Source organism: Massilia sp. IC2-477 (assembly GCF_020707265.1).
Lineage (GTDB): Bacteria > Pseudomonadota > Gammaproteobacteria > Burkholderiales > Burkholderiaceae_D > Telluria.
This window is the reverse complement of sequence record NZ_JAJFEQ010000005.1, coordinates 299,206-311,028: the sequence shown is the minus strand read 5'-3', so window position 1 is coordinate 311,028 and position 11,823 is coordinate 299,206. Positions and strand designations below refer to the sequence as shown.

Genomic DNA, 11,823 nt, shown 5'->3' with positions numbered 1-11,823 from the left:
ATGGCGCTGGCCCTGGCCTGGGCGGCGAAGGGCATGTTCATCACGGCGCCCAATCCCCGGATCGGCTGCGTGATCGTGCGCGACGGCGTGGTCATCGGCGCAGGCCACACCCAGCCGGCCGGACAGGCGCATGCCGAGATCCAGGCCATGCGCGATGCCGCGGCCCGCGGCAACGATGTGCGTGGCGCCACGGCCTATGTCACGCTCGAACCCTGCAGCCATTACGGCCGTACGCCGCCGTGCTCGAATGCGCTGGTGCAGGCCGGCATCGGGCGGGTGGTGGCTGCGATGACCGATCCCAACCCGCTGGTGGCCGGACGCGGCCTGGCCCAGCTCGAGGCGGCCGGCATCGCCGTCACTTCGGGCGTGCTGGCCGAGCAGGCCTACGAGCTCAACATCGGCTTCTTTTCGCGCATGCGCCGCGGCCTGCCCTGGGTGCGCCTGAAGGTAGCCGCCAGCCTGGACGGCGCCACGGCGCTGGCCGGCGGCGAGAGCCAGTGGATCACGGGGCCGGACGCACGCGCCGACGGCCACGCCTGGCGCGCCCGCGCCCAGGCGATCGTGACCGGCATCGGCACCATCAAGGCCGACGATCCGCAGCTGACCGTGCGCGGCGTCGAGACGCCCTTGCCCCCGCGCCGCGTGATCGTCGACAGCCGGCTCGAGATCCCGCTGGACGCCCGCATCCTGCAGGGCGAGCCGTGCTGGGTCGTGGCCGCCGCCGAGCAGCCTGAGAAGAGTGCGGCGCTGCGTGCGGCAGGCCATGAAGTCATTGTGCTGCCGAATGCGCGCGGCAAGGTCGACCTGCCGGCCCTGATGCAGGAACTGGGCCGGCGCGAGATCAACGAGGTGCACGTCGAGGCAGGCTCAAAGCTGAATGCCTCGATGGTGCGCGAAGGCTGCGTCGACGAGCTGCTGGTCTATCTGGCGCCCAGCCTGATCGGGCCGGGTCAGGGCATGTTCGAGCTGCCGCCGCTGGCGCGCCTGTCCGACAAGCGCCAGCTGCGCTTCCACGACCTGGCGCGGGTCGGCGACGACATCCGCATCCTGGCCAGGTTCGCCCAATCGACAATCAACACTGAGGAATAATATGTTTACTGGAATCGTCGCCGCCGTCGGCAACATCAGATCGGTCAAGCCGCTCGAAGGCGGCTCGTTTGCCGGCGTGCGCCTGCAAGTCGACGCCGGCCCGCTGGGGCTGGCGGACGTGGCGCTGGGCGACTCGATCGCGATCAACGGCGCCTGCATGACCGTGGTGGACAAGACCGACAGCAGCTTCACCGTGGACGTCTCGCGCGAGAGCCTGAGCAAGACCGTCGGACTGGAAGCGCCCGGCGAAGTCAACCTGGAAAAGGCACTGACCCTGGCCGAGCGCCTGGGCGGTCACCTGGTGTCCGGCCACGTCGATGGCCTCGGCACCGTGCACAGCTTCGAGCCGGTGGGCGAGTCGCGCGAACTGATCATCGATGCGCCGCAGGACCTGGCCAAGTTCCTGGCCTATAAAGGCTCGGTGGTGGTAAATGGTGTGTCGCTGACGGTGAACCGCGTCGAGGATATCCAGGCTGAAGGCGGCAAGGTATGCCGCTTCTCGATCAACCTGATTCCGCACACGATCGAGGTTACCACCCTCAAGCACCTGAAGGCGGGATCGCAGGTGAACCTGGAGATCGACCTGATCGCGCGTTATGTGGAGCGCATGCTCTCGGCGAAGTAGGGTGGGCGGGTTTCCCGCCCACGCGGTGATTGTTATCGGGTTCGTGTCGCGCCAGGTGATCTTGCTGCCGCTATAACGGCGTGGGGTGCTCTGGTCCGGTGAACCAGAGCACGAGCCGCCCACCCTACGGTCAACCACCCGGCGCGGTGGCCTTGGCGTTCGACGCCGCTACCGCCGTCGTCCCCTGGATTTCGGGATTGAGCACCACCTGCACGTAGTTCATCTCGTTGAAGTAGCGCCGCGCCGCGACCTTGATGTCTTCCGCCGTCAAGGCCTGCACCTGCTTCTCGACCTGCAGGATCGCGCCCGGGTCGGTCCCTTCGCTCAGGGCCGTCTGCAGGTGCCCCAGCCAGTAGCCGTTCTCGCGCAGCGAGCGGCGGTGGTTCTGGATCCAGTTGCTCTTGACCTTTTCCAGGTCTTCAGCAATCGGTCCTTCCTTCTGCAGGCGCTTGATCTCCTCGAAGGTCGTCGCAATCACCTTGTCCACGTGTTCCGGCCCGGTCGGCAGGGTGACGCCGATCGAGTAGTTACCATAGGGGATCTTGCTCAGCACGCCCGAGGCGCCGCCACCGTAGATCAGGGCCATCTTTTCGCGCAGCACGTCGATGATGCGCAGGTTGACCACCTCGAGCAGGGCCGACAGGCGCAGCTGCTCGGCTTCGCTGAATTCGGCCACGCCGGTAAAGGTCAGCGAGACCGTGCTCTTCGGCTCGGAACCGCTGCGCACCTCGCGCTTGACCACGCCCGTGGCCGGACGCAGGCCGACGTCGCGGTAGGCCACGGTCAGGTCCGGGGTCGGCAGGCTGCCCAGGTAGGTCGCCAGCAGCGGCTTGATCGTGGCCGTGTCAAAACTGCCGACCAGGATGAAGGTCAGGTCCTTCGCGCTGGAAAAGCGCTGGCGGAAGATCTCGATGCTGCGGTCGAGGTCGATCTGCTCGTATTCTTCCGCCTTCAGGGTGCGCGGTGCGCGCGGGTGGTTGTTGTACAGGGCCGACATGACCGCATCGCCGAAGCGCGCGCCCGGCTGCGTGGTCTGGTTGCGCGCCTGCTCGGCCTGCTTGCCGACATAGGACTTGAACAGGTCTTCGTCGCGCCGCACGCCGTTGAACTTCAGCCAGGTCAGCTGCAGCATGGTCTCGATGTCGGTCGCGCCCGAGGCGCCCACCACCACGTCGGTGTAATTGGCGAGGCCGACGTTCACCTGGGCCGCCTTGCCGGCCAGGATCTTGCGCATGTCGAGGGGCGTGAAGTCCCTGACGCCCATGCTGGCCACGATCGCATTGGCGAAGCGCGCGTTCAGCACGTCCTTGTCGCCGAACAGGCTCTGGCCGCCGAAGCGGGCCGCGCTCATCATGACCTGGTCATTGCGGAAATCGGTCGCCTTGAGGATGACCTTGACGCCGTTCGACAGCTCCAGGCGCGTCAGGCCGAGCGCCTTGTCGTGCGATTCGGCCACGATGCGCCCGGGTGCGGGCGGGTGCTCCATCAGGCGCGCCGCCACGGCTTTTTCGTCATGCGGGCGCAGTTCGGCGCGCTGGGCCGTGGCAACCGCGGCGAGCAGCTGCTGGCCCTGCGGCGTGTCGGGCCGGGTCACGCCCGTGTACAGCACCAGCTTGCCCGAATCCGCGGGAATCGTGCGGCGCGCATAGGCGTTGACTTCGTCCAGGGTGATGCCAGGGACCAGCTCCCTGACGTAGCGGTATTCGGTGTCGATGCCGGGAATCGCTTCCTGCTGCAGGAAGTTGCGGATGTACTCGGCCGCATAGGTGCCCGAATCGCTCTTGGCGCGCTCGTTCCAGGCCTGCTCGTAGTTGCGCATCAGGTTTTTCTTGACGCGCTCGAGTTCGCCCGCGCTGAAGCCGAAGCGGCGCGCGCGCTCGTTTTCCTCGACCAGGGCAGTGAGCGCCACTTCGGCGCCGCGCGCGCCGATGGCGGCCGAGGCGTTGTAGGAGCGGTAGCGCGGGGTCAGCTTGCCGAGCGAGCTGCTGGCGCCCATGAAGGGCGGTTCCGGCAGCTGCGACAGTTCCTGCAGGCGCTGGTTGAGCATGCTGGCGAACAGCGATTGCACCAGGTCGTCGCGGTACGCGCGGATGGTGCCCGCTTCGACCACCGGCTGCACCGGGTAGCGGATCAGCACCGCGTTGCCGGTTGCCTCCTGGTCGGTGACGACCAGGGCCTCGGTGGCCTGGCGCGCCGGGATCTCGGCATAGGGGCGCGGACGCGCCGGCTGCGGGTTCTTGAGGTGGGCGAAATGGGCCTTGACCAGCTTTTCGGCGTGTTGCGGGTCGATGTCGCCGACCACCACCACCGCCATCAGGTCGGGACGGTACCAGTCGCGGTAGAAGCGGGTCAGGGCTTCGGGCTGGAAGTTGCGCAGGACGTCCTCGGTCCCGATCGGCAGGCGCTCCGCGTATTTCGAACCGTTGAAGATGGCCGGCATGATCTGCTTGCTCATGCGGTCCGAGGCGCCTTTACCGAGGCGCAGTTCTTCCAGGATGATGCCGCGTTCCTTGTCGATGTCTTCCGGGTTGAAGCTGACGCCATGGGCCCAGTCTTCCAGCACCTGGAAGGCCTTCGTCACGTGCTCCGGCTTGTCGGTCGGGATCGGCAGGATATAGACGGTCTCGTCGAACGAGGTATAGGCGTTCAGGTCGGCGCCGAAGCCGACGCCGATGGTCTGCAAATAGGACACCAGCTCGTGCTTGCGGAAGTTGGTCGAGCCGTTGAAGGCCATGTGCTCGACGAAGTGGGCCAGGCCGCGCTGGTCCTCGTCCTCGAGGATGGAACCGGCCTTGACCACCAGGCGCAGCTCGAGCTTGCGTTCCGGGCGGGCATTGCGCTGGATGTAATAGGTCAGGCCGTTGGCCAGCTTGCCCACCTTGACCTGCGGGCCGACAGGAATCGCGGCGTCCAGGCGCAGGGGCGCGTTGTGCGCAGGCGCGGCGACAGGCTTGGCGGCGCTCTTTGCGGCAGGGGCGGCAACGGCGGCCAGCGGCTGCACACACAGCAGCGCGGCCAGGCAGAGGCCGCGCAGGGAATTCTTGCTCATCGAAGATCCAATCAGGGGATGAGCACGCATTCTACCGCGCATGCCCGTCGAAAATGTTGTGGTATTACGTATGTATGTGTCACACGGCAACGCGGCCCTTGGCCAGCAGCTGGGCCATCTCGTGCGACGGCACCGGGCGGCTGTACAGGTAGCCCTGCATCACGTCGCAGCCGATCAGGCCCAGGAAGTCGCGCTGGCCGATCGTCTCCACCCCTTCGGCCACCACCGACAGCGACAGGCCCTGGGCCAGCGCGATGGTGGCCTGGGCGATCGCCGCGCTGCGCTGCTCGGTGGTGATGTTGCGGACAAAGGTCTGGTCGATCTTGAGCTTGTCGAGCGGGAAGCGCGACAGGTAGCCGAGCGAGGAATAGCCGGTGCCGAAGTCGTCCAGCGACAGCGACACCCCCATGGCGCGCAGCTCGGCCATCTGGGCCTCGGCCACGGCGCTGTCGCCCAGCATCACGCTTTCGGTCAACTCCACTTCCAGATAGCGCGGCGCGAGCCCGCTCTCCAGCAGGGCCTTGCGCACCATGCTGCTGACTGAACCGGCTTTGAACTGGTTGGCCGAGACGTTGACGGCCACCTTCACGGGCGGCAGGCCGGCGTTTTGCCAGGCCTTGTTCTGGAAGCAGGCCTGGCGGATCACCCATTCGCCGATCGGGTGGATCAGGCCGGTGTCTTCGGCAAGCGGGATGAAGTCGCCCGGCGACACCGAGCCCATCTCCTCGCTGCGCCAGCGCAGCAGCGCTTCCATCCCCACCACGCTGCCGTCGATGCGTGAAATTTGCGGCTGGTAGTGGAGGGCCAGTTCGTCGCGCTCGATGGCGCGCCGCAGGCGGGTTTCCAGCGCCAGCCAGCGCAGCGCCTGGGCGTTCATCTCGCCCTTGAAGAAGCGGAAGCCGTTGCGCCCCGATTTCTTCATGTCGCCCAGGGCCGCGTCGGCCGCCTTCAGCAGGTCGCCCGGCGCATTGCCGTCACGCGGGAAGATGCTGATGCCGACGCTGCCGGTGACCACCACGTCGTGCCCGCCCAGCACGAAGGGGCGGGCGATGGCGTCGATCAGGCGGCGCGCGGCCAGGATGATGTCCTCGTTGTCGTCGCAGCTGGTGAGCAGCAGGACGAATTCGTCGCCCGACAGGCGCGCCAGGGTGTCGGTCGGGCCGGCGATGTCGCCCACCCGCTGCGCTACCTCGCGCAGCACGGCGTCGCCGGCCGCGTGGCCGAGGCTGTCGTTGATGCGGGACAGGCGGTCGACGTTAAACAGAAGGAGTGCCAGCTGGCCATCGCCCTGGCGCGCGGCCGCGATCGCCTGCTGCAGGCGGTCGTTGAACAGGGAACGGTTGGGCAGCAGCGTGAGGGCGTCGTGGTTCGACAGGAAGTCGAGCTGGTGGTGCGCCGCCTTCAGGGCCGACAGGTCGGTGGAGACCGATACGTAGGCGGTCAGCTTGCCTGCTTCGTCGCGCACGGCGCTGATGCTGGTGCGTTCCGGGTAGACTTCGCCGTTCTTGCGGCGGTTCCAGATTTCGCCGCGCCACTGGCCATCCTTTTCCAGGCAGTGCCACATGTCGCGGTAGAAGGTTGCGTCATGCCGTCCCGAGCGCAGCATGCGCGGGCTCAGTCCCAGCACTTCCGATTCGCGGTAGCCGGTGATCTGCTCGAAGGCGGGATTGACGGCGACGATGTTGGCGTCGGCATCGGTCATCATGATGCCTTCCTGGGTGCTGTCGAACACCTGGCGCGCCAGCTCCAGCCGGTGCTCGCTCTCGCGCAGGGCCTTGTCGGCGTCGGCGCGGGCCAGGGCTTCCAGCTGAAGCTGGGCCGCGTGGCGCTGGACCACGTCGTACAGGTTCAGGTTTTCATAGGCCACCGCCAGCTGGGCCGCCAGGGCCGTGGCCCAGCGTTCTTCTTCGTCGGTGAAGGCGGGGGCGCCAGGGCGGCGCGCGCAGTACAGCCAGCCGTGCGGATGCTGCAGGTCGTGCACCTGCAGGCCGAGGAAACTTCCCATGGGCGGGTGGCAGGACGGCATGCTGTCGAGCATGGCGTCGCCGGCCGCCAGACGCAGCGGCGCGCGGGCGCGCAGCAGCATGCCCGGGAGATGCGATTCGTCGAGCGCGTGCGAGGCGAGCAGGGCCGGGTCGAGGGTCCAGGTGTCGAGGTGGCGCACATTGCGCTCGCCGCGGTCGAGCAGGCACAGGGCGGCGCAGTCGGCGTGCAGCACGCGGCGGGCGGCATCGAGGAAGGAGGCGGCCAGGGTCTCGACCCGGCGTTCGCCGATCAGCGACAGGCACATGCGCTCCAGTTCGGCCAGGCGCGCGCCCAGGTCGAAGGGCAGGGCGCGGTCCCCTTCCGCCGCCAGCTGGGGCACCGGCAGCGGCGGGGCGCCTTCGATGACGCCCAGTTCGGCCTGGATGGCATCCAGGATCTGCTGCGGGTCGGCCGGTTTCGGCAGCACGGTGGCGACCCCACAGCGCGCCGCCATCGCCTGGATTTCACGCTCCGCATACACGGCGGAGAAAAAGATGACGCGGATGCCGCGCAGCTCGTCGTCGCCGCGCAGCTGCTGGACCAGCTCGTAGCCGTCCATGACGGGCATCAGGAGGTCGGTGATGACGAGGTCCGGCCGCTCCCGGCGCGCGAGCGCCAGCGCCTGGGCGCCGTCGTGCGCTTCGAGCAGGCGGTGGCCGGTAAAGCCGAGCAGCGCATTCAAAAAGGCGCGGTTGCTCGGCCTGTCGTCGACGATCAGGATCGTGGCCATCAATGCCGCCCTTCGCTGGAAGGGCAAGGCATGCCTGTGTTGCGAACCGCCGCCATGGCAACTCCGGAGATGTGCTGCGTGTTGCCATGGAGGAATCCCGGAAACACACGCAGCCGCGATGTTTTTATCATAATCGAGTCATGCGTAAACACGCAGCTTGTTGCGTGCAGGAAAGGAGAGCTTAACAATTCTGTGGGCGCGAAGGTACATCGTGCGCTCAATCGTGCACGAGTGTTGCTTTGTGGTAACAGGCGTTGACGGATTCGCAGCGCTGTGGTGGGGAAGGGCTGCAGTGGCTCGGTTGAAAGGCGGTAAATCCTTTAAAATAACGGATTACGCAAAAACACCCCCGTTTCAAGGAATCCGTATGTCTATTTCCAGCACCGAGGAAATCGTTGCCGAATTGCGCGCAGGGCGCATGGTCATTCTTGTCGATGAAGAAGACCGCGAAAACGAGGGCGACCTGGTGCTTGCCGCCGATTTCGTCACCCCGGAAGCGATCAACTTCATGATCCGCCACGCGCGCGGCCTGGTCTGCCTGACCCTGACCGAGGAACGCTGCGACGAGCTGGCGCTGCCGATGATGACCTCGAAGAACGGCACCTCCTTCGGCACCAACTTCACGGTCTCGATCGAAGCGGCCGAAGGCGTGACCACCGGCATTTCCGCGGCCGACCGCGCGCGCACCATCCAGGTCGCCGTGAACAAGGGCACGACCCCGGACGACCTGGTGCAGCCGGGCCACATCTTCCCGCTGCGCGCCCAGAAGGGCGGCGTCCTGATGCGTGCAGGCCATACCGAAGCCGGCTGCGACCTGACCGAGATGGCCGGCCTGACCCCGGCCTCGGTGATCTGCGAGATCATCAAGGAAGACGGCACCATGGCGCGCCTGCCGGACCTGATCGAATTCGCGCGGGAACACAAGCTGAAGATCGGCACCATCGCCGACCTGATCCATTACCGCAGCCAGAACGAAAGCCTGGTCGAGCGCGTGGCCGAGCGTCCGCTCAACACGCCGTATGGCGAATTCAAGCTGGTCGCCTACCGCGACAAGCCGAGCGGCGCGGCCCACCTGGCCCTGGTGCACGGCGAAATCGCGCGCGACAAGGAAGCCCTGGTGCGCGTGCACCAGCCGGTTTCCATCCTCGACGTGCTGGGCAACTGCGCCTCGACCCACTCCTGGGACCTGGCCTCGGCCATGAAGGCGATCCAGGCCGGCGAGAGCGGTGCGATCGTGCTGCTCAACTGCGGTGAGACCGCCGACCAGCTGTTCGCCCAGTTCGCCCCGCGCGACACGGGCCCGCGCAGCAGCCGCGCCGCCTCGATGGACCTGCGCACCTACGGCATCGGCGCCCAGATCCTGCGCAACCTCGGCGTCGGCAAGATGCAGCTGCTGGCCAACCCGCGCAAGATGCCGTCGATGACGGGCTTCGACCTGGAAGTAACCGGTTACCTGCCGCAACCAGCCTGAGCGCCTAACAATTCCCCCGATGGCTGCGTTGCATCGCCTCGCCGTACTAGCGTACTGTCTTCGGCGATGCGCCTTGCCCTCGGGGTTTTGTTAGACGCTCTTAAATGCTTGGGCGCGGCGCGCCCGAACGAGAATACCCACTAATATATATACACACATCGATAAGAAGAGGTCAGCCATGACGGTAGGAACTTTTGAAAGCAATCTGGCGGGCGAAGGCCTGCGCATCGGCATCGTGCAGGCACGATTCAACGCCGACATCGGCCACGGCCTGCTGTCGTCCTGCCTGGCCGAACTGAAGCGCCTGGGCGTCGCCGACGAGGACATCCTCCACATCACCGTCCCGGGTGCGCTGGAAGTGCCGCTGGCGCTGCAGAAGATGGCCGAGACCCAGCAGTTCGACTCGCTGATCGCGCTGGGCGCGGTGATCCGCGGCGAGACCTACCATTTCGAACTGGTGTCGAACGAATCGGGTGCGGGCATCACCCGCATCGGCCTGGACTACGGCATGCCGATCGCGAACGCGATCCTGACCACCGAGAACGACGAGCAGGCCGAAGCCCGCATGGCCGAGAAGGGCGCCGATGCGGCGCGCGTCGCGGTCGAGATGGCGAACCTGCTGTTCGCGCTGGAAGAACTGCAGGCAGAAGAAGAGTAAGGAAGAAAGCACATGACCGACAAGACCACGCACGCCAACCCCAGCAAGAACCGCACGCCGCGCCACCGCGCGCGCGAGTTCGCGCTGCAGGGCCTGTACCAATGGCTGCTGAACAATGAACCGGCCCGCACAGTGATCACCAACATCCGCGGCGCCCATGGCTTCGACAAGGCCGACGGCGAATTCTTCAGCGAACTGCTGAACGGCGCCATCGCCACCTCGGTCGAGCTGCGCGAAGTCATCGCGCCGCTGATCGACCGCAGCATCGCCGAGTTGTCGCCGATCGAGCACGGCGTGCTGCTGCTGGGCGCCTACGAGCTGAAGAACCATCCGGAAATCCCCTACCGCGTCGTGATCAACGAAGCGGTCGAGCTGACCAAGTCCTTCGGCGGCATCGACGGCCACAAGTACGTCAACGGCGTGCTGGACAAGCTGGCCTCGACCCTGCGTCCGGACGAGGTGGGCGCCGACGCGCGCCGCTGATCGACGGCGCATCTATATATAGAGCGAAAGCCACCGCGGCACTGCCCGGTGGCTTTTTTTATGCCGATATGACAAGCCATCCCCGTTTCGCCGAACCGGCACTGCTGTGGGCCTGGCTGGCCGGCCGTTCGATCGCCCGCGGCCTGCCGCTGCCTGTGCCAGCCCATGGGGGCATGCGCGTCGACACCGCCTCGATCGAGGAAACGTGCCGCTACGTGTTTGCCGGCCCGGCGCCGGGGCTGGCGGCGCTTGCGGCCTCGATCCGGGCGCCGCGTACCTTCATCAAGATGTGTGGCCGAGGCGAGGAACTGCTGGCGCTTGCCCCGCCGGGCTGGGAGCTGCAGCCGGGCGGCTACCTGATGACGCATGCGGGCCAGGATCGTGCCCTGCCTCCGCTCGCGCCCGGATACCGGCTCGAGCTGCGGCAGGAAGGGCCGGCGATCCTTGCCCGCATCCATGCGGAGGATGGCGCGCTCGCGGCGACCGGTTACGCGGCCGAGTACGGCGGCGCCTACGTGTTCGACCGGATCGCCACCCACGCAGCACACCGGCGGCGCGGCCTCGGCAGCGCCATGATCGCCGCCCTCGCTGCGCGCCAGCATTCACCGGCCGCGCGCAGGGTGCTGGTGGCGAACGAGGATGGACGTGCCCTGTATGCGGCGCTCGGCTGGCGCGTGGCGTCGCCGTATTCGACCATCGTCATTCCCGACGACGTCCAATAAACCGCAGGTGCAATAAAAAAACCACCGCCGCGGCGGTGGTCTTCGTGAGGAGTGTTGCCCTGGCTTACAGGGTCGCCAGCGTTTCCGCGCCGTGGTTCTCCGGCTTGGCCGGGGTCGCTGCCGGCGCCGGCGTCTCGGCCGGCTCCTGCTTGACCATGATGGTGGCCGGAGCGGGCGAGGGAGCGGCAGGACGCGGCGGATTGGTGGTCGGAACCTTCTGGCCGCGCGCCACCTGCTTCAGGCGCTGGTATTCGGCCAGCACCTTGGCGCCGTAGCCGGAATCGCTTTCCATGTCGGCCGCGCCGACGTAGGTCTTGAGGCCGCCTTCCACGGAACCGGTGCGCTTGACGTAATCCTTCAGGATCAGGGCGCCGACCTTGATGTTGGCGACCGGATTCAGGGCTGCCTGCTGGCCGCCGACTTCCTCGAACTTGTCGTGGTGGACCTTGGCCATGACCTGCATCAAGCCCTTGGCGCCCATGGCGCTTTCGGCGAAGGGGTTCAGACCCGATTCGATGGCCATCACGGCCAGGATCAGGAGCGGATCCAGCTTGACCTCGTGCGCCGTCATGTAGGCGGTCGAGACCAGCATGTTGGCGGCATCGCTGGCGACGCGGTAGCGCTTGCTCAGCCAGGAAGTGACCCACTGCTGCTGCTTGCTGTTGCCCACGTGGTGAGCGTCGGCGACGGGCGTTTCGACTGCTTCCGCCACGTTCTCGAGCTTGGGCGCCGGGGCGACCGGGGCCACGGCGACGATTTCAGGCTGGGGATCCAGCACGTCCGAGACGCGCTTGGCGACGTCTTCGTTGGTGTAGAGCAGCGCGAGCATCGCGACTGCGGAGAGACCGAATACGGTCAGGGTGTTGCGTGCGGTGTTCAGCATACCGCGTGCCGCTTTGCTCACGGAAGACCACGTGACTGGCTGGCTGGCCATGGTGTGCACGAGCCTTGCGCTCGTGATGAAACGATTG

Annotated in this window: 9 protein-coding genes; 6 read left to right on the top strand and 3 right to left on the bottom strand. The window is 66.7% G+C overall.

Annotated features, from left to right (window positions below):
- Positions 1-1,089 (top strand): bifunctional diaminohydroxyphosphoribosylaminopyrimidine deaminase/5-amino-6-(5-phosphoribosylamino)uracil reductase RibD, encoded by a 1,089-nt coding sequence (ribD, locus tag LK542_RS12625; RefSeq protein ID WP_227812258.1) that lies wholly within the window; start codon positions 1-3, stop codon positions 1,087-1,089.
- A gap of 1 nt (position 1,090) precedes the next feature.
- A complete protein-coding gene (locus LK542_RS12620; RefSeq protein ID WP_227812170.1) occupies positions 1,091-1,714 on the top strand; it encodes a riboflavin synthase in 624 nt (207 codons plus the stop codon).
- A 130-nt stretch (positions 1,715-1,844) separates the two neighbouring features.
- Here LK542_RS12620 and LK542_RS12615 read toward each other — a convergent pair whose 3' ends face one another.
- Together LK542_RS12615 and LK542_RS12610 are read right to left on the bottom strand one after the other, a co-directional pair.
- On the bottom strand, positions 1,845-4,763 hold the full coding sequence (locus LK542_RS12615) for a pitrilysin family protein (protein WP_227812169.1): 2,919 nt from the start codon (positions 4,761-4,763) through the stop codon (positions 1,845-1,847).
- Between the two features lie 79 nt (positions 4,764-4,842).
- Positions 4,843-7,518 (bottom strand): EAL domain-containing protein, encoded by a 2,676-nt coding sequence (locus LK542_RS12610; RefSeq protein WP_227812168.1) that lies wholly within the window; start codon positions 7,516-7,518, stop codon positions 4,843-4,845.
- A 367-nt stretch (positions 7,519-7,885) separates the two neighbouring features.
- On the opposite strand from LK542_RS12610, the gene ribBA reads away from it, so the two are divergent.
- The 4 genes from ribBA (at position 7,886) to LK542_RS12590 (ending at position 10,852) form a co-directional block, all read left to right on the top strand.
- A complete protein-coding gene (gene ribBA, locus LK542_RS12605; RefSeq protein ID WP_227800689.1) occupies positions 7,886-8,989 on the top strand; it encodes a bifunctional 3,4-dihydroxy-2-butanone-4-phosphate synthase/GTP cyclohydrolase II in 1,104 nt (367 codons plus the stop codon).
- A gap of 178 nt (positions 8,990-9,167) precedes the next feature.
- A complete protein-coding gene (ribH, locus tag LK542_RS12600) occupies positions 9,168-9,647 on the top strand; it encodes a 6,7-dimethyl-8-ribityllumazine synthase (RefSeq protein ID WP_227800690.1) in 480 nt (159 codons plus the stop codon).
- A 12-nt stretch (positions 9,648-9,659) separates the two neighbouring features.
- Entirely contained in the window at positions 9,660-10,130 is a 471-nt protein-coding gene (gene nusB / locus LK542_RS12595) for a transcription antitermination factor NusB (RefSeq protein WP_227800691.1), read from the top strand.
- 68 nt (positions 10,131-10,198) lie between these two features.
- Positions 10,199-10,852, top strand: a complete 654-nt coding sequence (locus tag LK542_RS12590) for a GNAT family N-acetyltransferase (protein ID WP_227812167.1) — start codon at positions 10,199-10,201, stop codon at positions 10,850-10,852.
- A 64-nt stretch (positions 10,853-10,916) separates the two neighbouring features.
- Here the strand turns inward: LK542_RS12590 and LK542_RS12585 are convergent, their stop codons facing one another.
- Positions 10,917-11,786: a transglycosylase SLT domain-containing protein gene (locus LK542_RS12585; RefSeq protein WP_374040140.1), complete on the bottom strand. Its 870-nt coding sequence runs from the start codon at positions 11,784-11,786 to the stop codon at positions 10,917-10,919.
- Positions 11,787-11,823: the final 37 nt, after the last annotated feature.

Excerpts from the sequence above, each read along its gene's own strand:
- ribH (WP_227800690.1), top strand. The coding sequence starts at position 9,168 with ATGACGGTAGGAACTTTTGAAAGCAATCTGGCGGGCGAAGGCCTGCGC.
- ribD (WP_227812258.1), top strand. The coding sequence starts at position 1 with ATGGCGCTGGCCCTGGCCTGGGCGGCGAAGGGCATGTTCATCACGGCG.
- LK542_RS12615 (WP_227812169.1), bottom strand. The coding sequence starts at position 4,763 with ATGAGCAAGAATTCCCTGCGCGGCCTCTGCCTGGCCGCGCTGCTGTGT.
- LK542_RS12590 (WP_227812167.1), top strand. The coding sequence starts at position 10,199 with ATGACAAGCCATCCCCGTTTCGCCGAACCGGCACTGCTGTGGGCCTGG.
- nusB (WP_227800691.1), top strand. The coding sequence starts at position 9,660 with ATGACCGACAAGACCACGCACGCCAACCCCAGCAAGAACCGCACGCCG.
- ribBA (WP_227800689.1), top strand. The coding sequence starts at position 7,886 with ATGTCTATTTCCAGCACCGAGGAAATCGTTGCCGAATTGCGCGCAGGG.
- LK542_RS12585 (WP_374040140.1), bottom strand. The coding sequence starts at position 11,786 with ATGGCCAGCCAGCCAGTCACGTGGTCTTCCGTGAGCAAAGCGGCACGC.
- LK542_RS12610 (WP_227812168.1), bottom strand. The coding sequence starts at position 7,518 with ATGGCCACGATCCTGATCGTCGACGACAGGCCGAGCAACCGCGCCTTT.
- LK542_RS12620 (WP_227812170.1), top strand. The coding sequence starts at position 1,091 with ATGTTTACTGGAATCGTCGCCGCCGTCGGCAACATCAGATCGGTCAAG.